The organism is Embleya sp. NPDC008237 (genome assembly GCF_042956465.1).
In the GTDB taxonomy this organism is placed as follows: Bacteria; Actinomycetota; Actinomycetes; order Streptomycetales; family Streptomycetaceae; genus Embleya.
In genome coordinates this window covers 104401-128108 of record NZ_JBIBGL010000022.1, presented here as the reverse complement: position 1 = coordinate 128108, position 23708 = coordinate 104401, and the positions used below count along the sequence as shown (strand labels likewise).

Annotated in this window: 21 protein-coding genes; 9 read left to right on the top strand and 12 right to left on the bottom strand. The window is 70.3% G+C overall.

Annotated elements, in window-relative coordinates; translation table 11 throughout:
* Positions 1-994: 994 nt before the first annotated feature.
* Both ACFZBU_RS41305 and ACFZBU_RS41300 read left to right on the top strand, forming a co-directional pair.
* Complete coding sequence (locus tag ACFZBU_RS41305) at positions 995-1192, top strand: hypothetical protein (RefSeq protein WP_391588929.1); 198 nt, start codon at positions 995-997, stop codon at positions 1190-1192.
* A gap of 94 nt (positions 1193-1286) precedes the next feature.
* Positions 1287-2027: a DUF2637 domain-containing protein gene (locus ACFZBU_RS41300; protein WP_391588928.1), complete on the top strand. Its 741-nt coding sequence runs from the start codon at positions 1287-1289 to the stop codon at positions 2025-2027.
* A gap of 486 nt (positions 2028-2513) precedes the next feature.
* On the opposite strand, the gene ACFZBU_RS41295 is transcribed toward ACFZBU_RS41300, so the two are convergent.
* Positions 2514-3002: a hypothetical protein gene (locus ACFZBU_RS41295; protein ID WP_391588927.1), complete on the bottom strand. Its 489-nt coding sequence runs from the start codon at positions 3000-3002 to the stop codon at positions 2514-2516.
* Between ACFZBU_RS41295 and ACFZBU_RS41290 the strand changes: the two genes are divergently transcribed.
* Positions 3001-3909, top strand: coding sequence for a nitroreductase/quinone reductase family protein (locus ACFZBU_RS41290; protein WP_391588926.1), 909 nt, complete (start codon positions 3001-3003; stop codon positions 3907-3909). The two genes, ACFZBU_RS41295 and ACFZBU_RS41290, sit on opposite strands and share 2 nt — an antisense overlap.
* A gap of 866 nt (positions 3910-4775) precedes the next feature.
* On the opposite strand, the gene ACFZBU_RS41285 is transcribed toward ACFZBU_RS41290, so the two are convergent.
* Positions 4776-5417 (bottom strand): TetR/AcrR family transcriptional regulator, encoded by a 642-nt coding sequence (locus ACFZBU_RS41285; RefSeq protein WP_391588925.1) that lies wholly within the window; start codon positions 5415-5417, stop codon positions 4776-4778.
* Positions 5418-5568: 151 nt separating this feature from the next.
* Between ACFZBU_RS41285 and ACFZBU_RS41280 the strand changes: the two genes are divergently transcribed.
* A complete protein-coding gene (locus ACFZBU_RS41280; protein ID WP_391588924.1) occupies positions 5569-6354 on the top strand; it encodes an SDR family NAD(P)-dependent oxidoreductase in 786 nt (261 codons plus the stop codon).
* Between the two features lie 307 nt (positions 6355-6661).
* Here ACFZBU_RS41280 and ACFZBU_RS41275 read toward each other — a convergent pair whose 3' ends face one another.
* Both ACFZBU_RS41275 and ACFZBU_RS41270 read right to left on the bottom strand, forming a co-directional pair.
* Complete coding sequence (locus ACFZBU_RS41275) at positions 6662-6943, bottom strand: fic family toxin-antitoxin system, toxin component (RefSeq protein ID WP_391588923.1); 282 nt, start codon at positions 6941-6943, stop codon at positions 6662-6664.
* A gap of 28 nt (positions 6944-6971) precedes the next feature.
* A complete protein-coding gene (locus tag ACFZBU_RS41270) occupies positions 6972-7478 on the bottom strand; it encodes a DinB family protein (protein WP_391588952.1) in 507 nt (168 codons plus the stop codon).
* A 411-nt stretch (positions 7479-7889) separates the two neighbouring features.
* Here ACFZBU_RS41270 and ACFZBU_RS41265 point away from each other — a divergent pair, with 411 nt between their 5' ends.
* From ACFZBU_RS41265 to ACFZBU_RS41255, 3 genes are read left to right on the top strand one after another with little or no spacing between them, the layout of a single operon-like run.
* The gene (locus ACFZBU_RS41265; RefSeq protein WP_391588922.1) at positions 7890-8693 is read left to right on the top strand and encodes an alpha/beta fold hydrolase; all 804 of its coding nucleotides are present in this window, start codon (positions 7890-7892) and stop codon (positions 8691-8693) included.
* A complete protein-coding gene (locus tag ACFZBU_RS41260; protein ID WP_391588921.1) occupies positions 8693-9952 on the top strand; it encodes a PP2C family protein-serine/threonine phosphatase in 1260 nt (419 codons plus the stop codon). The genes ACFZBU_RS41265 and ACFZBU_RS41260 overlap by 1 nt, the downstream gene beginning before the upstream one ends.
* Positions 9953-9961: 9 nt before the next feature.
* Positions 9962-10315, top strand: coding sequence for an STAS domain-containing protein (locus ACFZBU_RS41255; RefSeq protein ID WP_391588920.1), 354 nt, complete (start codon positions 9962-9964; stop codon positions 10313-10315).
* A 245-nt stretch (positions 10316-10560) separates the two neighbouring features.
* On the opposite strand, the gene ACFZBU_RS41250 is transcribed toward ACFZBU_RS41255, so the two are convergent.
* From ACFZBU_RS41250 to ACFZBU_RS41215, 8 genes are all read right to left on the bottom strand, one after another.
* Positions 10561-11544, bottom strand: a complete 984-nt coding sequence (locus tag ACFZBU_RS41250; protein WP_391588919.1) for a lytic polysaccharide monooxygenase — start codon at positions 11542-11544, stop codon at positions 10561-10563.
* A gap of 462 nt (positions 11545-12006) precedes the next feature.
* Entirely contained in the window at positions 12007-12687 is a 681-nt protein-coding gene (locus tag ACFZBU_RS41245) for a response regulator transcription factor (RefSeq protein ID WP_391588918.1), read from the bottom strand.
* A 388-nt stretch (positions 12688-13075) separates the two neighbouring features.
* A complete protein-coding gene (locus ACFZBU_RS41240; RefSeq protein ID WP_391588917.1) occupies positions 13076-14437 on the bottom strand; it encodes a ferric reductase-like transmembrane domain-containing protein in 1362 nt (453 codons plus the stop codon).
* An 821-nt stretch (positions 14438-15258) separates the two neighbouring features.
* Positions 15259-15981 carry a CAP domain-containing protein gene (locus ACFZBU_RS41235; RefSeq protein WP_391588916.1) on the bottom strand — a complete coding sequence of 241 codons (723 nt, stop codon included), beginning with the start codon at positions 15979-15981 and terminating at the stop codon, positions 15259-15261.
* A 156-nt stretch (positions 15982-16137) separates the two neighbouring features.
* Positions 16138-17589 carry a PAS domain-containing protein gene (locus ACFZBU_RS41230; RefSeq protein ID WP_391588915.1) on the bottom strand — a complete coding sequence of 484 codons (1452 nt, stop codon included), beginning with the start codon at positions 17587-17589 and terminating at the stop codon, positions 16138-16140.
* 142 nt (positions 17590-17731) lie between these two features.
* A complete protein-coding gene (locus ACFZBU_RS41225) occupies positions 17732-19093 on the bottom strand; it encodes a choice-of-anchor A family protein (protein WP_391588914.1) in 1362 nt (453 codons plus the stop codon).
* 665 nt (positions 19094-19758) lie between these two features.
* Positions 19759-20232, bottom strand: coding sequence for a hypothetical protein (locus ACFZBU_RS41220; RefSeq protein WP_391588913.1), 474 nt, complete (start codon positions 20230-20232; stop codon positions 19759-19761).
* Between the two features lie 457 nt (positions 20233-20689).
* On the bottom strand, positions 20690-21595 hold the full coding sequence (locus tag ACFZBU_RS41215; RefSeq protein ID WP_391588912.1) for an NADP-dependent oxidoreductase: 906 nt from the start codon (positions 21593-21595) through the stop codon (positions 20690-20692).
* Between the two features lie 949 nt (positions 21596-22544).
* Between ACFZBU_RS41215 and ACFZBU_RS41210 the strand changes: the two genes are divergently transcribed.
* Together ACFZBU_RS41210 and ACFZBU_RS41205 are read left to right on the top strand one after the other, a co-directional pair.
* A complete protein-coding gene (locus tag ACFZBU_RS41210) occupies positions 22545-22871 on the top strand; it encodes a hypothetical protein (protein ID WP_391588911.1) in 327 nt (108 codons plus the stop codon).
* Positions 22872-23002: 131 nt separating this feature from the next.
* Positions 23003-23536: a hypothetical protein gene (locus ACFZBU_RS41205; protein WP_391588910.1), complete on the top strand. Its 534-nt coding sequence runs from the start codon at positions 23003-23005 to the stop codon at positions 23534-23536.
* Positions 23537-23708: the final 172 nt, after the last annotated feature.

Genomic DNA, 23708 nt, shown 5'->3' with positions numbered 1-23708 from the left:
GCGAATACTCCCAGACCGGGATGGTTCATCGGATCGCTCGTGACGGTGGGAGCTGTGGGCGCGTCGGATGTGGAGACCCCTCCGATTCGGTTTCGGTGCGTGGTGGCAGAGCCGGCCAAAGTCCGCACATTGACCGGCCAGGAGGGCAGCGCGCTTGCCGCAAAGGCTGCTCGTCGGGGTCGTGACGACCGTGGAGGTTGCGGTACGACCGGATGGGCAACGCCGCGCGGTGGACCGCGGACCGCGCCGCCGCCCCGCGCGGACACCGGACCTTCGCACCCTCGACACCGACCCGGACGCTTCCAGGCGGCGTGGTGGCGGTTGGTGTGAGGGGGCGCGGGCCGGGTCTTTCTTCCCCGAGGACCCGGCGCCGCGCCCGAGGGGTTTCTGCCCGGCGTCGGAGGGTTCATGGGTCACCCGTTGTGGTGAACTCCGGTCGCGCCGGTCGCGTTCTCGCCGTACGAAACGGTGATCGGTGGGCGTCACCGGTGTCGCCCCGTGCCCCGTGCCCCGTGTGCTCGGTGGGTCGCTCGATGCGGTGGGTCGTTGTTGGGGGGCGTCGGGTGCGTGGCCGGGTACCGTGCCGGACGGTGGACCGGGCATCGCGGCCGTTCGCGGGCCGCGCGGCGCAGGGTCCGCGGGGTTGCAGGGTGTCCGGCGAGTACGGGCGGGTCGGAGGGCGGGCCGGGGGTGGACGGCCGCTCCGTAATCTTTGCCGATTCGTGCGTTGTTCATTGCGTGGGTAAAGAGCACCTCGGGTGAACGGCGTCACTTCCCTGTGCGGGCACGGGATTCGCGTTCTCGGCGAGGCGGGTTTCACCGCGTGAGTGTTCATAAATGTTCAACAAGTGGCCGAAAAGAGGCACGAATCCGAGTCGTCGTTCACCGTTTCGGACCAGCGCCATTCAAGGGGGAGCGTCGTTACCCGGGCGTGACTCTCCGAGCCTCCGCGTCCGCCGCAGCTTCTCCCGTGCTCGCCCAACGTGCCTTCCCGATGGGGGATTGGGTGCTCACCCCTCGCGCGGCGACGCTCCGTAAACGGTCTCCGCACGCGTACATCGAGCGTGCGGGACATCGCGTCGCACTGCGTCATTGTTCCGCGGACATCGAGCAGTTCGCCCTGACGATGGTGCTGATCGCGGCGGAGTACTCGCGCCGTCTCGACGACGTCCTGGACGATCATCGTTCGTGAATTCCCGGACCGGCCACCCGCCGACCCCATCGAAACGTGTATTCGGCGTCCAAACTCGCCTCTCGGCGCCCGATCCCTCGAATGAGTCAGGACCGTGTACGAAGGTTATGGATACGACCCGTATCCCCCGCCCGGCATGCAATTCCCCCCGGGGGCCGCGTCGTCGCCCGGCGTGGTGGAGTGGGCGACATCGACATCGACATCGGCCGCGGCCGTGCCGCCCGACGGGCTCTCCCCGTCGTTCGCGGTGGTGGGGGACCCGCGGTTCGAGGCGGATCTCGCCCGGCTGCTGGGGAGTGCGGTCGAGGAGGTTCCCGTCACCGTCGAGCTCCCGGTCCCGGTCCCGGTTCGGGGGCCGGGCGGTCATCGTCGGCGGCCTCCCACGCCTGTCCGTCCGGTCACGGGCGGGCGGCGGCTGGACCGGCTCAGCCGCCTCATGGTGGTGGTCAGCGTCGTGGTGGTCGCCGCGATCGGTGTGCTAGGCGCGGTGATCACCCTCGCGCCGCTGGGGCACACCGCCGGCGCGACCTCGGGCCCGGCCCGGTGGTGGCCCGTCCTGGTCCAGGGGCCGTGGGTGGTGGCCTCGCTGTCGATCCTGCGCTCCAGTCTCCACCGCCGTCGGGCGCTGCACTCGTGGATCGTGGTCACCGCCTTCGCCGGCCTGTCCATGGCGCTCTCCCTCACCCACGCCCCGATGACCGTCCAGGGCGTCGTCGTCGCCGTCCTGCCCGCGGTCGCGACCACGGCCTGCCTGCACCAGCTCGTACGCCAGATCACCCTCACCCGACCACCCCGACGATCCATTCCCGGACCACGCCGCGAACCTTCCTCCTGAACCGCGCACTTCCGTGTGCCGCACGGCACCACGTTCGAACGCCGGTATTCGGGGCGGCAGTTGCCGCGGGTCGTCGGCGCTGAAAAGGTTTCTCGAGAGGTATTGGGGCGGGCTGATCGTCATCCCCGTCTTCATCGTGTTGCACGCCGCCCTCGGCTTCCACGCGTGGCTGTTGCGCGACGTCGCATCGGGGATCGTCCCGGTGGGGTTCGTTGTGTGGTGGGACCGCCGCCACAGGAAGCAACAGAGGCATCGATAGAGCCCGAACGAGGTTTGGCCCGCCGCAGAACCGGCGGGCCATACCCGCACTCGGCAACCACGTCACCGACTCGACCGGCACCCGCGCCGTCCCGCCCGCTTGCACCCATGCACCCGGATTCGGTGGGGAGCCACGCATCCGGCCGGGGCGAGCGGAATTCTCCGGTCGGAGTCGCCGCACGCTCGGCCGAGCGTGACCTTGGGCCCGAACCGCACTGATGCCTGAAGTCATGTCCATCGCATGTCGAGCGCGGTGAGCGCGTCGAGTAGCTCGGGCGCGTATGCGGCGCGTCGTTGTCGTGCGTCGGCGAGGGCGACCCCGAGCTTTATCCGGTGGGTCCGGCAGTCGTGTTCGATGGTTTCGACATGTTTGCGGGAGACGGTGAGGTGGCCTTCGCGGCGCGGATACGCCGACGCGGCGGCGAAGGTGAATGTCCACGGGTCCGCCCTCGCCGGCGACGCCAACGCAGCGGGCTGCTCCGTCTGTTCGGTGACACGGACGCCGACCCCGGCCGGCGCCGCCCGCTGCGCCGGTGTCAGGTTCGCCGAACTGCCTTGTTGTCGTTGGATCCAGGCTCCGACGTCCTCGCCGCCGACGGTGTGTCCGGGAACCAGGTCCTCCACGCTGCTGCCTGCTTCGACGTGGGCGACCGGGCCTTGCCGAAAATTGGTTATGCGCATAACGTTATCCGCATAACCAATCGAGGGGGATCCCATGGACTTCGCGTACGCAGATGAACTCAACCAGGCGGTCCGTCTCCTGAGCCTGCGTCACCGGACCAGAGCCGCGGCGTTGTTGGCGCCGCTCGGGCTGCATCCCGGGCAGGAGGTACTGCTCCTCGAACTCGCCCGGACCGGGCCGATGATCCAGGCCCGGATCGGCCGGGCGCTCGGGTGCGAGCCGCCGAGCGTCACCGGCATGACCCGTAAGCTCGAAGCCGCCGGTCACATCCGCCGCACCACCGACGCGTCCGACAAGCGCGCAAGCCTGGTCGAACTCACCGACGCCGGCCGGGCATTGGCCGAGCAGATCAAGCAGGTCTGGGTCGCCCTGGCGGGGGAGACCGTGGTCGGCCTGCCCGCCGGCACGGCCACCGAACTGCCCGGCCTTCTCGACACGCTGACCCGCAACGTCGACACCAGGCGCTCCGCGGACCCGGTCGTTGCGGTCGGACTCGCCGGGAAATACGAACCGAGCGGTCTGGCGTGGGTCCGCGACCACGTCGACCAGGTCCACCGCACCGGCACAACCGACGGCGTCACGATCAAGGGCCTGCCCACGGTGCTGATGACCTACCGGGGCGCCAAGACCGGCAAACTCCGCAAGACCCCGGTCATGCGCGTCGAACACGAGGGCCGCTACGCGGCCGTCGCGTCCAACGGCGGCACGGCGACCAATCCGCAGTGGTTCGCCGGCGTACTCGCCGAGCCCGTCGTCGCGATCCAGGACGGGCGGACCACCCACACGTACCGCGCGCGCGAGGTCTCCGGCGACGAGAAGGCCCAGTGGTGGGCCCGCGCCGTCGACGCGTACCCCGACTACGCCGAATACCAGCGCCACACCGATCGCCGGATCCCCGTCATCGTCCTCGAACCGCTCGTCGAGGACGGCCGGGCGGATTGACCCGATCGTGATCCGGACTCGGAACGGGCCCTTGCGGCGGACTTCGTACCGGTTCAGGCCACATTCGTTCTCGGCGGCCTGGAAGCACCTCGATGGTCCGTCGGGCGCCGTCCACCCGCACCGGTTCGGAGACGACGGCGTCCGCCCGCCGGGGCGAAGGCGAGGTGGTAGGCGATCTCGTCGGCCGGGCCGGACGGATCCGGGACTGGCGCCCGGGGCGAACCGCCGACCCGGGCCCGCACGACACCGGTCCTGCACCTGCCTCGGAGCGGCGATCGAGGACGACACCCGGGTGTTTCAGAAGGCGTAGCACTTCACGGTGTTCCCCTGGCGCGGGGCCTTGCGTAGGTCGCAGACTTCCCCGGATGCTTCCGAACGCTATGGCGGCGGACGTGTGCCGCGACATCGACCACGGGTCGAAGTTCCGTCTCCAACGCGCGGTGCAGCGACGCCGGGCCGTGGTACCAGCGCGATAGGCAACCCACGCCTGGCGAGGTCTTCGGGCCGGACGGACCCGGACGGGCCACCCTGCCCCCACGGCTCGGCCGGCGCCGCGCAACGAAGAGGGCGCGCCTCGGTGGAGGTGGACCCGGACTTCGCTCGGTTCGAGTCCCCCGGCAGGCACACGACGAAGCACCACCGGAACCGGGCGGGACCTGGCTGGTGGCGGTCGCTCTCCGGTAGGCGCGCAGGCTCGACGCGGCCGGTTGTCTTGCCGGGCCGGGTCTGGACGAGGCCCCGCGGATCGAGGCCGACAGGCCGCGTCGGTCGGGGCGTTGCAGTCTCCGCTCGTGGTCGGGGACGACCGGGCGCGGGCGGCCGGCCTACGCGAACTCGCGTCCAGTCGGCTGGAAATCGGTCGAGAACTACGTAGCGCCCTCGTCGGCCGAACCCGGGCGCGCCGCGCCGCCGACGACCGCGTCCCACGCCGCCATCGCGCACGCGGCGAGCCGTTCCAGGTCCGCGCGGGACGCGCCGTCGCGGGCCTGCACGGACATGCCCTGGATCACCGCGGAGTAGAAGGAGGCCACGGCGGCGGCGTCGACGCCGGGTGGGACGTCACCGTCGCGCACGCCCTGGCACAGCCTCCGCGTCAGGTCGTCGATGCCCTCCCTGCGCACGTCCGCCACGTGCGCGCGGACCGCCGCGTTCGCCTCGGAGCAGTTCGTCGCGGACAGCACGATCATGCAGCCGCGCGGCTTGGCCTCCTCGGTGTACGCCCGCGCGTTGGTGGCCAGCATCGCGGCGACGGCGGCACGCGCGGTCGGCTCCTCGACCAGGGCCCGCGTCACCCTCCGGCCCTCGGTGGCGCCGTACAGCCGCAGCGACTCGCGGAACAGTTCCTCCTTGGAACCGAACGCCGCGTACAGGCTGGGCGAGCCGATTCCCATGGCCGACGTCAGGTCGGTCATCGACGTCGCCTCGTAGCCCAGGTCCCAGAACACCCGCATCGCCCGTTCCAGGGCCGCGTCCCGGTCGAATCCCCTGGGTCGTCCGCGTCCGGCCATGCCGGGCCACCACCCTTCGCCCATCCATTTCTGTGTCGTTCGTTCAATATATGCCTTGACCTGCCCGGACGGCCCTGTGATTATTTCTGTGCCGATCGACATAGAAATCGGCGGGCGCGGAAGAACATTCACACGAAACCGGGGGATGGGCATGCACGAGCCGACGAACGCGACGAATGCGACGGGTACTACAGGCACCACGGGCAACAGGGCCGCGCTGATCACGGGGGGCAGCAGGGGAATCGGCGCGGCGATCGCCCGACGCCTGGCGCACGACGGCGTGGACGTGGCGTTCACCTACGTGAGCGCGACCGGCAAGGAGAAGGCCCGGGAGGTGGTGGCCGCCGTCGAGGCGACCGGCCGGCGAGCCCTGGCGATCCGGGCCGACGTGGCGGACGCCGACGCGGTGACCGAGGCCGTGGACCGGGCGCACACCGAGTTCGGGCGGCTGGACATCCTGGTCAACAACGCGGGCGTCTTCCCGAACGGCCCGATCGAGCAGGTCGCCCTGGACGAGCTGGACCGCACGTTGGCCATCCACGTACGCGCCGCGTTCCTCGCCTCCCAGGCCGCGATCCGACACCTGCCCGAGGGCGGCCGGATCATCTCCATCGGCAGTTGCCTCGCGGACCGGGTGCCCTTCCCGGGCATCGCGCTGTACGCGATGAGCAAGGCCGCGCTGGGCGGCCTGACCCGGGGCCTGGCCCGCGAGCTGGGGCCGCGCGGGATCACCGCGAACGTGGTGCACCCGGGCTCGACCGCCACCGACATGAACCCGGCGGTCGGCCCCGACGCCGACGCGCAACGCCAACTCAGCGCGCTGGGACGGTTCCTGGATCCGGACGAGGTGGCCGCGACCGTCGCGTTCCTGGCCGGCCCCGGCGCCGGCGGCATCACCGGCAGCGCGCTGACCGTCGACGCGGGCTCCAACGCCTGACCCGGCCCGCCGCCGCGGGGCGCCCGGAGCGTGCCCCGGACGACCCGCGTGACCGGTGCGGCTCGCGTGGCCCGCCCACAGGGGCCGCTGCCGTCGGACGAGCGGAAGCCGCCTGGCCACGGGGACTTGCTGTGACCCGGCGCCTCGACGATGCGTCCGTCGCGGATGTGCATCGGATTGACGCCCGCCACCCACCCGGACTCCGCGTTCGCGTCGCCGAACACCTCGCTCACCTCGCGCCCGCCGAAGTACGGCGTCGACCGCGACGACTCCGTCACCGTCGCCGTGAGCACACCCCTCCCGGACGTCAGGCGGGCCAGGAACGCAGGAGGGCGGCGACGGACTGGGCACCGCAGTCTTCACGGCGGAGTTCGTCGACGAGCCGGGTGACCCCCTCGGGTCCGGGTTTGACCGGCCGGCCGGACGCCTGGAGGTAGGCGACTGCGACGGCGACCGTCATGTTCGAGCGCTCGAGCCGGTTCAGCCGGCCCAGGGTGTGCGCGAGGGCGGCGGCGCGGGCGTGGACGCCGTCGTAGACGTCCCGGTCGAACAGGACCGCCTTGTGACGCTCGACCGCGGCCGGCGGCACCCCACCGGTCCCTCCACGGCCGCCGTTTCTAGTTGCCGGTCGTGCCGTCGAGCATCTCGCGCAGGATGTCCAGGTGGCCGTTGTGGCGGGCCGTCTCCTCGGTGAGGTGGAGGAGGATCCAGCGCAGGTCGACGCGGAGACCGTCGCGGACGGCTCCCTTCGCCCTGGTGTCCAGGCTGTTCCCGGCGACCAGTTCGCGGTGGCGGGCGCTCTGTTCGGCGTATTCGTCGAGCAACTGCGTGAGCGGGAAGTCGACGGCGATACGCATCTCGCGGTCGGGGTCCTCGTCGGTCCAGGGGCCCCGGTCCTCCTCGCCGAGGAAGACCACTCGGAACCAGTAGTACTCGACCCAGCGGAGGTGGTTGATCAATCCGCTCACGGTCATCAGCGGTGAGCCCGGCAGGAGCGCCTTGCGGGCGTTCTCCGCGGAGACGCCATCGCACTTGGCGCGGGCGGTGGCACGTGCGTAGTCGAGAAACGTGGTGAGCTGCGTGCGCTCGTCCCACGCGGGCGGCGTGTCGTCGATTCTGGTCATCATGCGAAGCGTCCCCGATCACCGCGAGCGATGTCGAGGCATTTAACGGCGGGCCCGACCTGATCCGGGCGGCTTCATGTCCGGCGGGTCGCCACGGCGATTCAGCGCCGGTGAGTCGCCGGCATGATCCGCCGGACAGGCCCAACACCCGGTGGGGAGGGTTGTTCGGTCACGCCGTTCGGGGATCGTGTGTGGGGTGTCTCGTCGCCGCAGGCACCCGTGGATCTTTCGGGAACCGTGGCCCTCGTCGCCCGGGACGCCCCGGCTCGAAAGCCCGCACCGCGCCGGATCACTTGCGTCCGGTCGGGGTCGCGCGTTGCCACTTCGGTCGGGCGACGGTGACACCAGCGGGGCGACGAGGCACCCCGGGCCCCTGCGTCGGATGGGGAGGGTGATGCGAGACTGGCGGATATGGATATCCGTCGCAGGAACAACATCACCGTCACCGGCCGTGCGAACGGGCCGGTGCTGTTGCCGGCGCACGGGTTCGGCTGTGATCAGAACATGTGGCGCCTGGTACTCCCCGCTCTGGCCGAGGAGTTCCGGGTGGTTCTCTTCGACTACGTGGGCTCGGGACGAACCGACCCGTCGGCCTGGGACGAGCGGCGCTACAGCTCGCTGGAGGGCTACGCGCTGGATGTGCTGGAGATCTGTGACGAGTTGGACCTCCACGATGTGACCTTTGTGGGGCATTCGGTCAGCGCGATGGTCGGGGTGCTCGCGGCGGCGAAGGCACCACAGCGGTTTTCCCGTCTGGTGATGGTCGCCCCCTCGCCTCGTTACATCGACGAGGACGGGTACCGGGGCGGCTTCAGCGCCGACGACATCGATGAGCTGCTGGAGTCGCTGGAATCGAACTACCTGGGCTGGTCGGCGGCGATGGCCCCGGTGATCATGGGGAACGCGGACCGCCCGGAACTCGGCGAGGAGCTGACGGCGTCGTTCTGCGCGACCGATCCGGACATGGCCCGGGTCTTCGCCCGCACGACGTTCCTGTCCGACAGCCGCGCCGATCTCGAGACGGTTTCCCTGCCGACACTGGTGCTGGAATGCAAGCAGGACGTGATCGCTCCCCGGGAGGTCGGCGCCTACGTCCACGCCGCGATCCCCGGCAGCCGTCTGGTGACGCTGGAGGCCACCGGGCACTGCCCGCAGCTGAGCGCACCACAGGCCACCGCGGAGTCGATCATCGACTTCGTCGGGGCGAGCCGGTGATGTGCCGCACAGACCAGGCGTCCGAGCCGGGCGGGGAGCAGGACGCACACGCCACGGACGCGGTGTTCACCTCGCTGTTGGAGGACAGTGCGGAGGAGCTGTACGAGCAGGCACCGTGCGGATATCTGTCGACGCTGATGGACGGCACCATCGCGAAGATCAACACCACGCTGCTGGAGTGGCTGGACCTGGAACGCTCCCAGGTCGTGGGCCGCATGCGGTTCGCCGACCTGCTCACCGTGGGCGGCAAGCTCTACCACGAGACGCACTTCGCGCCGATGTTGCAGATGCAGGGCGAGGTCGGCGGAATCGCCCTGGACATCAAGGGCGCCGGCAAACAGCGCATGCCGGTGCTGGTCACCTCGAAGGTGAAGGTGAGCGAGGACGGCGAACCGCTGCTGATCCGTACCACCGTCTTCGACGCCCGTGACCGCCGCGCCTACGAGGCCGAGCTGCTGCGCGGACGCAAGGCGGCCGAAGAAGCCCGCCGGCAGGCGGAGGCCGACCGCGCACGGCTCCAGGAAGCCCTCGCCGTCCTCCAACAGAACCTGCTGCCCGCCGCGCTGCCCGCGATTCCGGGCCTGGAGGCAGGCTCCCACTACCACACGGCGTCCCCGGACCTGCTCGGCGGAGACTTCTACGACCTGTTCCCGCTGGGCGCCGACCGGTGGGCGTTCTTCCTCGGCGACGTGTGCGGCAAAGGCCCCCAGGCCGCCGCGGTCACCTCGCTCACCCGCTACACCCTGCGCGCCGCAGCCCTGCACGACCCCGATCCCGTCACCGTGCTGACCACCTTGAACACGGTGCTGCACGAGCGGTACACCAGCGGCGACACCCGCTACTGCACCACCATATTCGGCGTGCTGGACCCCGGCGGCGACCACGTCGGCGTGCACTTGGCCTCCGGCGGCCACCCCCCGGCACTGATCCAGCGCGCGGACGGCACCGCGGACTATCTCCCCACCCCCGGTGGGATGCTCGTCGGCGTCCTGCCCCAGGTCCAGTTCACCGCCGCCCACACCCGGCTGTTCCCCGGCGACACCCTGCTCCTCTACACCGACGGCCTGACCGAGGCCCGCATCGGACCCGAGCGCGAGCTCTACGGCGAGGACGCCCTGCGCGCCTTCACCGCCGCCCAACCGCCGGCAGGCCCGCGCGCCCTGATCGGCGCCCTGACCGCTCTCCTGGCCGGCTTCGGCGACGGACTCGACGACGACACCGCCCTGCTCGCCCTCGGCGTGCCCGCCCCCCGCAGGTGAAGACCCGAGATGAGCCCGCTGACGATCACCTCCCGCGACGCCGCCACCGGTCCCGTTCTGGAGATCACCGGTGACCTCGACCACGCGACGGCACCCCGACTCCGCCTGGCCGTGGACGGCCTCACCCTGGCCGCCGGGCAACTCCTGGTCCTGGATCTCGCCGGTCTTCGATTCTGCGACTCCAGCGGCATCACCGCCCTGCTGGCCGCCCGGAACCTGGCCATCGAACAGGACGGCGGCCTAGCCCTGGCGGCGGTGCCCGACAATACCGCCCGCATCCTGCGCATCGTCGGCCTGGACCGGGTGTTCACCATCCACCCGCACGCCCCGGCCGCCACCGCCTCGCGCTCCACCCCGTGCTGATCCCCCGAGGGGAACCAGCCGAGGACGCCGAACGGGAACCGTGGCCGTCAACGACGTCAAGACCCTCTACACCCGGCGCTCGAAGCTCGTCCAGGACGACGGATCACGCCGAGGGAACGCGCCGAACACCTCCGCAACCACCGGTGATCCGCACTTCGGCCGGTATGTCCCGGGCGGCTCGTGTGCGGCGGGGCAACGCGACGGCACCGTTCACGACGGTGCCGTCGCTCGTGTGGGGCGTTGAATCAGCGCGAGGTCCTTCGGCGGGCGTAGACGAGGGATCCGAAGCCGATGACGACGGAACCGGCCGCGGCGCCGGCCAGGATCAGCGCGGACTGCGATCCGCTCCCGCCGGTCCTGGCGAGTTCGGAGTTCACTCGTGCCCGGGCCTGTTCCGGCGACACGGACTCGGACTCGGGCACCGGTGCCGCGGCGGGCTCCGACGGGGTCAGCGAAGCCGGTTCCGTTCGAGGCTTCGACGATGCCGCGCCGGAAGCCCCGGCCGCGGGCCGGGTATGCGCGTCGTGTCCGCCGCCGGCTGCCGGGGTGGTGGGGGTGGACTTGTCGGCGGGTGCGGGGACGGAGCTGCCACTGCCGTCGAAGACCACGTCCGAGCAGGAGTAGAACGCCTCACCGCTGTCGGAGCGTTGCCAGATGATGTAGATCAGGTGACGGCCGGACCTCGCCGGCAAACGGCCCTTGACCACGTAGGCGCCGTTCTCGAGCGAGGGGTCGGTCGCCGTGGCGAACGGGGCCGACTCCAGGTCGGACCAGCGGAGGGGCTTGGTGACGTCGAAGCCGTTCTTGGTGATGTAGTACTCGAACGTGCCCTTGTGGGGGGCGGTGGCCTTGTAGCGGAACGTGTACGACCCCCCGGAGGGCAGGTTGGCCGTCGGCCAGTCGGTGCGCGGGAGATCGAGACCGGCGTACTGGGGGTTGTTCGCGCTGCACAACTTGCCGTCGGGGATGATCTGCCGATGCCTGCCCGCAGCGTCGGCGATGTTGACCGCGTTCGGGTCGTAGAACGGGGCGGGGTTGTTGCCCACCGCGGCCTTGGCGGCACGGCACGCCGGGAGTCGGAAGTTCTCCGGGTTCTCGCCCCCCTGGGTCGAACACAACTGGATACGGCTCGGAGGATTCAGCGACGTGCCGTGCGCGAACGCCGTTCCCGTGCCTATTCCGGAGAGAACGAGCGCGAGTGTGAACGGAAACGCTGCCAGAATTTGCACCGGATGCTTTTTCACCGGCGGTAGTCCTTTCGTCGTGTGGGGAAGGGCCGCTGCGTGGGAACCTAACGTCGGCAGGGGAGTCGAAGAAAGGATTCCGGAGAACTCGATCCGATCCCGAGCAGCGTTTATGTGGCAGATGAGTCGTACTTAAGGAATGCGCGGTCGTGTGCGTGCCGGGCATGCCGGCGGGGTGCCGGCCGCCCTCGGTGTCATGCGTTTCGCCGTTCGCGATGCACGGCCGTTCGCGATGCACGCCCGATCCGCCCGATCACGGACGTTGTCGACGGATGCGTCGGGATTTCACGGACGGCGATGCTTTTTGTTTCGATTCCCGTGGCGGGGTGCGCGCGGCTCGCCGTACCGGCGTCCCGGGTGGCGGAATTCCCGCATGCGTCGTGAGTCGTGGGACGCGCCGCGAGAGCGCGGTGGATGTGCCCGGGCCGGGCCGGCGGCTCGGCCGGGTCAGGTCGGTGCCTGGAGCTTCACCCCCACACCGCGCACCGTGTGCACGTAGCGTGGTTGCCGGGCCGTTTCGCCGAGCTTGCGCCGCAGCCAGGACAGATGCACGTCGATGGTCTGGTCGTCGCCCTGGGCGTGACCCCATACCTGCGCGAGGATGTCACGGCGGGTCACCACCGTCCCGGCCTGGGACGCGAGGCATGCCAACAGGTCGAATTCGCGCCGGGTCAGGTCCACCGTCCTGCCGTCGAACTCCACGTCACGGCGCAGGACATCGACGCGCAACGCACCGCAGACGAATACGCCGCCGGTGTCGCGGCGGTTGTCGTAGCGTCTCATCACCGCCGACATCCGTGCCCGGAGGTGTTCTCCCGAGAACGGTTTCGTCACATAGTCGTCGGCGCCGGCGTCGAGCAATCGGATGATTTCTGCCTCGTCGTCACGACCGGTCGCGACGATGACCGGGACGTCGGATATGCCGCGCAACATCTTGAGTGCCTCACCACCGTCGAGATCGGGCAATCCGAGGTCGAGAATGACCACGTCGAAGGGGTGCCGGGCGATTTCGCGCAGGGCATCCAGGGCGGTTCCCACACTGCGAACTCCGTGAGCTTCCTGCGTGATGAATCGAATCAGAGCGGAACGTACAAAATGATCGTCTTCAACCAAGAGCACCTGAGCCATGAAACGAGACCATAGTGCCTCGGCGTCCCGGTGGAGATCGGGAATCGAAACCCTGGGGAAATCAAAGTCGGAAAGGCGGCGGAATGAAATCGAAATACGCGGCCGGCCGCTGCCGCGGGCCCGGAGTGTTCGCCGGAGCGACCTGTGAGCTCGGGCGGTCCGGGGCAGCCGGCGCGCTCGGTGCGGGAACGCCCGTGAGGGCGACGATCAACACGCTCGTGGTCGTCAGCGAGAGGCCGGTGGCCGTGCGACGAAGGGTCATGGCGGTTCCTTGAACGAAGGAGCGAAGGGGATGTGTCGGTGCGTGCCGGCCTCGGTCACGTGGCGGGGGAGTACCCGGCCACGCGGGAGTTGCTCGGTCGCATGGTGGTACGCGGTGCCGTGATCGCTACGCGTCGAAGACTTCGGCGTGAACCTGCCCACGTGGCACACCGGCGCGGCGCAGGATTCGCAGGGTCGCACGCGCCATGTCCGGCGAGCCGCAGAGGTATACGTCGTGCTCGCCGATGTCGGGTACGAGTCGACGCAGTCCCGCGGACGTGAAGGGGCTGTCGGGCCCGCGCGAGGAGCCCAGCAGATAGTGGACCCGGCACGAGCGGCGCCACGCGATCTCTTCCAGTTCCTCCCGAAGCGCGAGTTGCGTCGAGTTGTTCGCTCGGTAGAGCAATGTGATGTCGCCCGGTTCGCCGGGCAGCGTTTCGAACAGGGCGCGCATCGGGGTGATTCCGATGCCTCCCGCGATCAGCAGCACTTTGCGCCGGGTGCGGCGTCGGGCGGTCATCGCGCCGAAGGGACCCGTGGCGAGCACCCGCGTGCCCGGACGCAGGCGTTTGACGCGTCGGGTGTGATCCCCGACGACCTTGACCGTGATGCGCAGGGTGTCGTCGCGCACGGGCGCCGAGACCGAGAAGGGCAGCGACGTCCACCACAGTCGACGGGTCAGGAATCGCCAACGAAAGAACTGACCCGAGGCCGCGTCCAGGGACGCGAGCCCGCGACCGGTCATGAGCACCGAAACGACGTCGGGGGTCTCGTCGTAGACCTGCACGACGCGAATGTCGTGTCGGCGCAGCGCACAAAGCGGGACGACGACCCGGTACCACAGCAGCAGTACCGCGACCTGGACATGGAGGAAGGTCCACAACCACGCGAGGACCGGGGCTCCGGCCAGGTCGGGGCCCGCGGGCTGATGGAAGAAGGCGATCGCCGTCCCGACGTAGGTGAGCAGATGGACCCGAAGCCAGGTCTCGTGGCGCACGCGAGTGCGCACCGCGCGTGCGGAGAACACCGCAACCGCGACCAGGAGCGCGCAGCCGAACGTGGCGGCGGCCAGCGCGGGGTAGCCGAGGACGTCGAGCAGCCCGTCGACGGGCCCCATGTGGTGGTACGCACTGTGGGCCCACCAGGCGAGTCCGGCGTGGGCGAGCGTCAACAGGATGACCGTGCGCCCGCCGCGCGCGTGCCAACGCGCCAGTGTGTCCGCGCCGATGCCGTGTTCGACCGCCGGTACGCGCGTCATCAAGAGCAGCATCGCCAACATGCCCAGACCCGCGAGCAGCCCGGTCAGGTGCGCCGCCGTCGCCAGGAGGGTGGCGAGGCGCGTGCTGGGTCGGATCTGTGAGGTCCAAACGCCGAAGGTCGTTCCGCCGACGAACAACAGGGCGAACAGCAGGACGTGGGGGGATATTCGCGGTGGGGCCACGGTGCGGTGCGCTCCCACTCCCGTCCGCTGCCCCTCACCCACGGGCATGGGGTGGTCTTCGGTGCGGACCGGCATTCGTGGATGTGCCGGAGACGTCGCCGACTTCGGGGAACGGGTGGAGGGACGGGGGTGCTGTGCGGCGGTGTGCGGCATAGGCGGGAAATTAGCTGTGAACCGAAGGCTTGTCAGGACGAAGAGCCCTACCGTGACGGCAATTAAGGTCAACTTATGATTTCCTTGACGTCGGTTTGAGAGACTCGTTTCGGTGTGCTGCCGAAGACAATGTCCGGGTCGGTGAGGGAGTGCTTGCCTCGCGCGACCGTCCAGCCGTTTCGTCGTCGACGTACGGGCGAGTCGGGGGTTGTGCGGACGGTGTCCGTCGAGAGGCGGATCCCTCGGCGGCCTGCCTTCGAACCAGGCTCCGCAGATTGCCTCGACGCTCCCAACACGCAGCGAGGAAAGGGGGTTTCGCCTCCCTGGTCGCCGGTGCGCGGATCTGTACGACCGCGTCGGATGGATCCCGGTCATGGACGTTCGCCACCCGTTCGTCACCCGTTCGCGCCCGTCCCCGCGCTCGCGTCGACAGCCGTCGGGAAGCGGCTCAGGTTCGTTCGCATAATTCGGTAAGGATCCACGATGCCCTCGCCAGGGCACGGCAGTTGAATATTCTCGGAATTGCTCGATCCACGTTCTCGCCCTCGGTTCGACCGAACACTCGGCCGCGTGTGTTCCTCCCGCGATCGGAGTGCCGGGGGAGCGAGGCAAAACGCAGGGGAGGCGCACCGCAGCACGCCGAATGAAATCCCCGGAAGCGGATTCGGCGGCGGCGTGAATCGTCGGGCACCGGACGAATCACGGTCGATGGACCGCTACCCGAGGAGCAGCGTCCAGTGGGGGACACCCGTTTCGTCGAAGTGCACGCCCGCCCCGGTGCGCGTCCAGCGCGGGTCCAAGATGTTCGCCCGGTGTTGTGGGCTGCGCATCCACAGTCCGACGACTGCCTCGGGGGAGGTCTGGCCGAAGGCGAGGTTCGCGCCGCCGATCCCGGCTGTCCGCGAACGGCCGCCGTGAGCCCACGGTCCGGGATTCCATCGGCCCCATGGACCGATGCGAGTGTCGTCTGCGTGCCTCGGCGTGGCCGCGTCCCGGCTCATCGCGCCGGCGACGCGCACCAGTTCGGCGTCCGTCGCGAGCGGGCGGAGCCCGGCGGCCACACGTTGCCCGTTGACCATGCGCAGGACGGTGCTCGCGAAGGACGACCCGGCCGGTGGTGGTGCCGGGGCTGCCTTGGCCGGTGGTTCGGCCGGTGCTTTGTCCGGGGGCGGGGCCGCGGTGGGTTGTGTGGCGGCCTTGATCGGCTCGGAACGGGCGATCGGCCGGGTGGCAGGCGGAGTCGGCCGAGGGGCCGCAGGCACGTCGGAGGTCGCCGACGAAGCGGGTGGCCCGGGCGGGATGACCGATACCGAGGCGGCCGGGAATTCGTCCCCGGGCGGCGCCGCTTCGACGACGTCGTGGCGCGGGGCGGTCGCCCGGTCGACGACGGTGACACTGACACCCAGGGCCAACACGCTCGCACCCACGACGTAGGCCATGCCCCGCTGCGCTCCGAGCGGTGCGGCCCCGGCCTGCGGCCACGTCGGGCGCCGGTGGCTCCCGGTTCTGCCGCGACGGCGATGCTGTCCCACGTTCGGTCCTTCCTGAAGGTTCGGGTGCCAGGGGGATACCGGCGTTGTCGATGCGCACCCGGCTCACGTCCGGTTGGCGCCGACGGGTCCTCGGCCGTCTGCGGGCGCGGTGGCTGTGGCCGTACCGGCTTCCAGGGCGCGGACGACGATGTGCGGCCCCGCAGGGAGTTGTCGTTGCCGGCGGCGTGGTGGCTCGGAGTCGACGACGGTGCCCGGCACGGTGATCGGGGGCGGGCCGAAGGAGTGGCTTCGGTGCGCGGTGGCGTGGGCGTCGAAGAGATCGTCGTCGCGGTTGTCGGCGTGCCGGCCCCGGCGGGAGGGCTGTGCGGCGGGCCGGGCACGGGTGGCCGCGGTTGCCGCGACGTGTGCCGCGGGCGGCTGCCGACGCGCGAGTTCGGTCGTCGGTTGTGGTGAGCCGTCGGCCGGTTGCAGCAGCCGGTCGGCCAGGTGTGCGGCCCGGCCGCAGTCCTCGGCGAGTTGCCGCAGGACGCGATTGGCCTCGGGCCACAGCACACCCGCCGGGTCCTCGACGATATGGGTCAGGATCTGCGCCATCCGGTCGAGTGGGGCGCGCAGTTCATGGTCGAGGACAGCGGCCAGCCGGTCGCGGCGAGTTGCGGCCGCATGCACGGCGGACCGGTCGGTGAAGGCCACGACCGCGCCGACGATGTGGCCCTCGTCGGTCATCGGGACGGTGTTGAGTCGGACCGGGTACCACGTGTCGTCTCGGCTCCACAGCACGGCGCCCATGTCGCGGTGGCTGCGTCCCGACCGCAGGGTGTCGGTCAGCGGCGACTCCTCCGGGGAGAGGGGGCTGCCGTCCGCGGTGGAGTGCAGTGCCAGGGCCAGGAGTTCGCGACCGCGGAGTTCGCTTGCCGGGCGTCCCAGCAGACGTGTGGCCGCCGGGTTGGCGAGCACGATCCGGCCGCGGATGTCCACTCCGACGATGCCTTCGGCGGTGGCCCGCAGGATCAACTCGGTCTGCCGGTTCAGCCGCCGGCAGGCGCGCTCCGCGGAGAGCCGCGACGTCAGGTCGGTGACGGTGACCATCAGGAAGCCGCGGTCCTCGTGGTCGAGACCGTGCGCGGCGGGCCCGGCCGGCGGGGACATCGGCGACGCCGGTTCGTCGTCGAGGTCGGCTCGGCGCACGATGCGGATCGCGACTTCGGCGGTGAACTCGAAGCCGTCGGTGCACCGTACGGTCATCCGCGTCGGCTCGTCGTCCCGGTCGTCGTCGCAGGCGACGCCGCCCGGAGTACGGCCGAGGTCGAACTGCGGAAGTATGTCCAGGACCCCGCGGCCGAGCAGGTGGGTCGTCGGTGCCTGTAGACCGTCGACGGCGGCCGTGTTGGCGCCGACGACGGTTCCGTTGCAGTCCACGAGCAGGACCGGTTGGGGGAAGGCGTCGGTGATGCGCGGCAAGCGTGCGGTGCGCCGGGCGGGTGCGCCGCAGGCGCCGGGCGGGACGGGGTGGGTCGTGGCCGGCGGTGTCCGGGCGGGGGTGTGCGGCTCCACGGGTGCAAGGTCTGCGTAGTTCACTGTGACGCCCATCTCGGAGTCGGAGGCGAGGTCGGTGCCGCGGCGTGGGCCTGCGAGCGGACCGGGGCGGGGCGGCCGAGACCGCCCCGCCCCGGTGCCCGTCAGCGTCGCCGTGCCGTCACGTCCGGCGGCGGCGCCGGGCCGCTGCCAAGACGCCCGCGCCGCCCACGAGTGCGACTGCGGCCGTCGCGGACACGGCGAGGATGGTTGTGTGCGAACCGCCGGTCTCGGCCAGCGACTTGCCGTCGCCGGGCGTGACCGGGCGGGCCGACTCCGGCGGCGTGGCACCCGGGGACTCCGCGGACGGGGTCGGCCGGCCGGGCAGGCCGGGTTGCTCGGGCGTACCCGGTCGGGAAGGCTGCGGGGCGGACGCGGACGGCAGGGGAGGTGTGGGAGACGTGGGGACTTCGGGCTTGCAGGCGAAGGTCGGCGCGCCGCTCCACGGATAATTGTGGCTTTCGTTGCCGGTCCCGTGCATTCTTACGTTCCCACCGACGTACAGGCGGCCGTTGGTACTCGCCGTCAGATCCGCCGATGCCTTGGGGGCGAGGATCGACCCGATGAAGTTTCCGCCGCCGCCCAGGGTCAGGGACTCGGCTTCGCGGAAGTTGTACAGGATGCGCGAAGCGGCCGAGCCGTATGTGGGTGACGAATAGATATCGACGCGTTCCCCGTTGAATCCGACGGACATCGGTGAAATGGATACGCCCTGTGTGCCGGTCGTGTTCACCAGGACCGAAGAGTTGTCCGGGATCGCCTCGAATACGAACGTCGAAGCGCCGTTCATATCCGCCGCCGATATTTCGAACACCTGGATGTTGCCGATGCTCGCCGCAGTGCTCTTGAACGTCACCGTCGCGCCCGAGCGGGTAGCCGTGCCGGTCTGCTTCAGGGCGCCGAGCGACGCGGACTCGTCCCGCAGGGTCCGGTCGAAGCCGCCGTACGGCTCGATCGCTCGGGCGGACCCCATCCGCGACGAGCTTGCCCCGCCGTTGGTCTGCAACGTGCCGGCCGCGTTCAACGAGCCGCCGATCTGCACCGAACCACCGTATTTGGGGCCTGCGATGAGCCCGGAGCCGACGTCGACCGTCGTACCCTTGGCGATCGAGAGGTCACCGCCGACGGCCAGCATGACGTTGCCGGAGGACGGCAGGATGCCCGAACCGGCGCCCACGCGGCCCACGTTGAAGACGCCGCCGGAACTCTTCGCGAACGTCGCCCGACCCTTGACCACCAACAGGCCCTCGGCTTCCGCGGCCGCACCGTCGGCCGTGTAGTCGCCGCCCGCGAAAAGCGCCACATTGTTGTCCGTGAAGCGCGGCGAATTCCCTATGGCCGGCATTTCTCCGGAGGTGGGACAGGACGCCGATCGGCCGCCCGCCTTTTCCGCGTAACCGGGTCCCGCGCCGATCAGACCGAGAGCGGCCGCTGCGGCGATGGCTGCGGTGATGCCCGCCATGTTCTTTCCATTGATTCTCACGACGCGAAAGATTAGCAGCCCGTGCCACAAATAGACTCGCCCGTACCATGGTTCATGATTAATATTGGCCTAGTGTCGGCTTAAAAGAATCTCAAGGACATCGTGGGCGAGTGCGGGAATCTTCCCGCAGTGCGCGGCGTCGATACGTGCATCGGAGATGCCCCCGGCGACGAGCACCGACACGTCCCGGGGTAGATGGATTTCGCTGGGGCCGCATCGAGGCGCGCATGCCGTACGCACCGGGTGCGCATGGCGTACGTACCGGGCACGCACGTCGTACGCGAAGTGGTCGGCCGGGCCGGGTGCGGCACACGCCGGGGACGGGCGTCGCGGTCGCCGTCGTGGAGCAGCGAGGGGCGGCGCGAGGCCGGGGCGACCAGGCGGCGGGAAGAAGAGGACGCGCAACGCGGCACGCGGCACAACGCCTGTCGATTCCGAACCAGGCCGTGCCCGCACCGACTTCGGGTAGGAGGTGCGGACGGCACCGGCCCTGTCGGGGAGCGCGGCGATCCGATTGAAGACGCCCACGGCCGAGACTTGCCACTGCGCACATCCCGTGCATCGGCCCGAAGCACTTCGGCCCAACGAACCCCGGACCGAGAGTCACACTCACCGGGGGCCACACTCACCGAGTGGCACACTCGGCGCGGAGCCGTACCACCCACCTATTCCTCGTGGGTGGAGACCTCGGGCGGGTGGTCGTTCCAGGTGACGAAGATCGAGGACGTGTGTCCGTCCTTGGTGAAGTCCACCCGGATCCACTCGGCGCTGTTCCACACCTTCGCGGCCCAGTTCGAGGCAGGGGTCGCGGAGATCAGCGTCGCCGACGTGGCGCCGATTTCGAAGGACGCCCGCCCGCCGAGAACCTGGTAGGTCCGAGCCGTCGTGTTCGCGCCGGCGGGGCTCTTCGTCGGTGTCGGGGACTTCGACGTCGGACGGGTGGACGCGGGTGGTGGGGCGGCCACCACCTTCTTGCCGGTGGGGGTCGGCGCCGCGGACTCCGACGACTGGGGCCGGGCCTGTGCGGACGGGCTGTGTTGCGGCGCGGCCGGGAACGGCGGCTGTTCGAAGACGGTATCGCGCAGCACCGTGCGCACCCCCCACCAGGCGATCGCGGTCACGATCGCGGTCGTCGTCACCCAGAGCACGAGGGAGGTGGCTGCCCGACGGGCGCGCCGCACCGTCGCTTCGCGGATGGCTCCGGACGTCGGGGTGCGCGGTCGCGCGGGAGCGACGGCGTTTCGGGGCCGGGCGTGGGAGCGGCGCTGCGGGGCCGGGGGCGCGGATCGGATGTTGACGGCGATTTGGTGGACCTCGCACTTTCGCCCGGCCGAGTGGGCGGCACGGTGTTTCCCGGCATGGGGAACCTGCGTCGGCCCGCCACAGTAGCGGCCGGCCCGAAGGCACGTCCTTAAGACGTGTTGAGCCGCCCCTTAACGTCCGCTCAAAGATCACGGCGGCCCCCGAGGAGCGCCAACGACGCGGCGGTTCGTGTGGGTGTGCTGTTGGGTGTCGAGCGCGTGAGGGCAGGCCGAGGAACACACCCGCGCCTCGGCCTCCCTTGGCGGGCTCGCGCATCTGCGCCGTGCCCCCGCTTCAGATGCGGATCACGATCTTTCCGCGTGTGCGTCCGCGCTCGGCGTGCGCGTGTGCGTCGGCGATCCGCTCCAGGGGGTAGGTCTGTTCGATGCGGGGTGTGTAGCGGCCTTGCCGACCCAGTTCCGCGGCCGCGGACAGGAGGGCGGAGTCGTTCTCCGCGTTGACCACATGCGTGCCCAGGCGCTGCCCGGCTGCGTGGTCGGCGACCGTCGCGACGCGTGTCGGATCGCCCGTGATCGCGACGAGGTCGTCCAGGGAGCCGGAGGCCGCCGTGTCGAGCGCGATGTCGACGCCGCGCGGAGCGAGAACGGAGAGGCGCTGCGCGAGGCCGGGGCCGTAGGTGGTGGGAACGGCGCCGAGAGAGGTGAGGAACTCGTGGTTGCGTTCGCGGGCTGTCCCGATCACGGTGGCGCCTTGTGCCACAGCGATCTCGACTGCGGCGCCGCCCACGCCTCCGGCGGCGCCCTCGACGAGAAGGGTGCGCCCCGCCAGGGAGCCGAGCGCGTTCAGGCCACGCATCGCGGTCACGGACGCGAGGCCGGCGCCCGCGGCCTGCTCGTCGTTCCACGTGTCGGGGACGTGGGCCCAGGCCGAGAGGACGACCAGCTCCGCGGTTGCGCCGGTGACACCGCCCAGCCCGAAGACGCGATCGCCGATGCTCACCCCCTGCACTCCGTCACCGATTTCGTCGACCACCCCGGCGGCGTCGCGCCCCGGGATGGCGGGTAGCTCCAGGGGAATCAGCCGGTGCAGGGCGCCGGCACGCAGCTTCCAGTCGATGGGATTCACGCCGGCCGCCGCGACGCGGACACGGATCTCACCAACTCCGGGATGCGGGTCGGGGGCCTGCTCGACCACCAGGCTCTCCGCTCCGCCGTATTCATGGAACCGGGCTGCACGCATGATGTCCTGCCTTACCTTTATGGATCGAAATAGTGGTGTCTATTCGACGTCCGTTACGGCGAATCTGACGTCGACGCGAGGCGCGGCAAGCCGACTGCCTGCCGGCAGAGGAGGGCGGGTGCGGATCGGACGTTGACGTTGTCGAGCAGTCGGGCAGCCACCCGCCCCGACAACCACGATCCAGCCCATTGTCGGAATCCCTCCCGCCCGTTGAGTCGATGCTCCGGAAGGTACCCACAAGGCCGGTTACCAGCTGGGTACCAAGACCTGAGACGGGAGACCCGCAACGACGCAACCGCCACCGCTGCCACCCGACTTGTTCGACGAGCCGTGCCCGTCCTCACCAATCGCCCACGGCGGTGTTCGCGGCACCGGGGAGCGGCTGTCCACCGTGAAGTTCATGGTGCAGACCCTTGCCGCCGCCGAGAGTTCCAGCATGACCTCCAGCGCGAGCCGACTTACGACCGGCTGAGGGCGACGGAGGCCAAGGGCAACTGCGGGTGCCGCGCTGCATCCATCCCGGACGAGAAGTTCAACGACCTGTTCGCCCGCCTGGGCTCACGCCGCGACCGGGCCCCGATCGCGTCCGGCGCGCGGGCGTCGGAACTGCTCGGGGCCGGATACGGCGACGCCGACGCGGCTCGACACTGGTCACCGTGGCGCGCAAGGGCACCCGGGCGATCCGGCAACTCCCGTCATTCCCGAAGCATTCGTCTGGTTGAGACTCCGCCGGCCACCTCCAGGGGTGGTCGCGCTCGTATGCGTCGATGCCGCGTACCAGGGCGTCGTACACGTCGTCGTCGAGCGCGGAGTCCGCGCCGGGGTGGGAGGACGTGGTCGAGGCACCGTTCACCCCGCCGACCCGCGCCGTGCGGCTCGCGCAGTGGGGGGACGCGGACGCGTGCGGGTTCGAACTCGATCCGGTCGACCATCGGGTGCGTTACTGCGCGTGGGGATGGACGAGGCGGGCGTCCACGGTGTGGTGTTCGACGGCGAGCCGCCGGTCGACTGCTACCTGCTGCAGTTCTGGCCCGCGCCCGTGGAACCGGATCGCGTGGTGCGCCAGGCGAGCGACAAGGCGGCGTACTGGCACAAGTTCGCCCGGGAACAGCCGCCGCCGACGCCCAGGGAGCGGGCCGCGGCCGAACGCACCGCCCGCGAGGTGCGGGCCCGTGCGCGTGCCGAGCGTGTCCGGCAGCACGAACTGCGCATGTGGGCGGGCCGATTGCCGACCGAGCGGCTGCGGCGGGTGGGCGGGAACGTGCACAGGTTGTGAATGCTGGACGTGCACCTGGTCCACGCGATCGCGCGCGTGGACGACGCGACGCAACGCGAGATCGCCCGCTGGGCCGCGCACCGCGCCTATGCTGCGGCGGGGCTCGCCGACGTCGACTGGATCGCCCCGCGTTGGCCGCGCTCGACGCGGGCGCGCCGCTTCCCCCGCCGTTCGACGACCCGGGCGAAGCGTGGCGGCGGCTGTTCGAGGACCCGAATGTTCCACGCACCACGATCACCCTCCCGGACGACACCACCCACAACGCGCTCCGACAGGCTTTCGCCCTGCCGGCGCTGTTCGGCGCCGCCGAGCAGGACTCCCTGCAGGCCGTCCTCGACGCCCTGTGCGCCGCCACGCTGTCCCACGGCACCGGCCAGACGGGTGCGTCTGAGCGAGGCACGTCGCAAGACCGTTGCAGTGCGTGGCTGATCAGGCGGTGTCCCAGTCCTCGGCCTCGACAACCCCCGGCGATCGTCGGGCGCGACCGTCCGGGCGCGGGCATGGTCGATCCGAGGAAGTCCGGGTCGCCATCGGGTCATCAGCCGTTCTGGAAGGGCAGTATCCCGCTGAGCCTGGTGTCGGCTTCGCAGTTGCTCCGCCACTTGATGACGAGCGTGCTGCCGTTTCGGAGTTCGAGGTGCAGTTTGGTTTCCCCGGACCAGTGAACCCTCAGTCGGGAGCGCTGAATGGATTCCCAGGGAATTTCGTGGATCCGGGTGGCGCTCTGTCCGGCCAGGTATCGGGCCCATTCGTCGGGAGTGAAATGGTAGGCGCGGCCGACCCGGTAGTTGTCCCCGTCGCGAGCCTGGCGTTTGTTCGCCGAGTAGAACAGCGGGT

Coding starts and splice junctions, on each gene's coding strand:
- ACFZBU_RS41265 (WP_391588922.1), top strand. CDS start 7,890: ATGGATATCCGTCGCAGGAACAACATCACCGTCACCGGCCGTGCGAAC.
- ACFZBU_RS41305 (WP_391588929.1), top strand. CDS start 995: ATGGGGGATTGGGTGCTCACCCCTCGCGCGGCGACGCTCCGTAAACGG.
- ACFZBU_RS41245 (WP_391588918.1), bottom strand. CDS start 12,687: ATGGCTCAGGTGCTCTTGGTTGAAGACGATCATTTTGTACGTTCCGCT.
- ACFZBU_RS41255 (WP_391588920.1), top strand. CDS start 9,962: ATGAGCCCGCTGACGATCACCTCCCGCGACGCCGCCACCGGTCCCGTT.
- ACFZBU_RS41270 (WP_391588952.1), bottom strand. CDS start 7,478: ATGACCAGAATCGACGACACGCCGCCCGCGTGGGACGAGCGCACGCAG.
- ACFZBU_RS41290 (WP_391588926.1), top strand. CDS start 3,001: ATGGACTTCGCGTACGCAGATGAACTCAACCAGGCGGTCCGTCTCCTG.
- ACFZBU_RS41240 (WP_391588917.1), bottom strand. CDS start 14,437: ATGCCCGTGGGTGAGGGGCAGCGGACGGGAGTGGGAGCGCACCGCACC.
- ACFZBU_RS41215 (WP_391588912.1), bottom strand. CDS start 21,595: ATGCGTGCAGCCCGGTTCCATGAATACGGCGGAGCGGAGAGCCTGGTG.
- ACFZBU_RS41280 (WP_391588924.1), top strand. CDS start 5,569: ATGCACGAGCCGACGAACGCGACGAATGCGACGGGTACTACAGGCACC.
- ACFZBU_RS41235 (WP_391588916.1), bottom strand. CDS start 15,981: ATGGCCTACGTCGTGGGTGCGAGCGTGTTGGCCCTGGGTGTCAGTGTC.
- ACFZBU_RS41285 (WP_391588925.1), bottom strand. CDS start 5,417: ATGGCCGGACGCGGACGACCCAGGGGATTCGACCGGGACGCGGCCCTG.
- ACFZBU_RS41295 (WP_391588927.1), bottom strand. CDS start 3,002: ATGGGATCCCCCTCGATTGGTTATGCGGATAACGTTATGCGCATAACC.
- ACFZBU_RS41260 (WP_391588921.1), top strand. CDS start 8,693: ATGTGCCGCACAGACCAGGCGTCCGAGCCGGGCGGGGAGCAGGACGCA.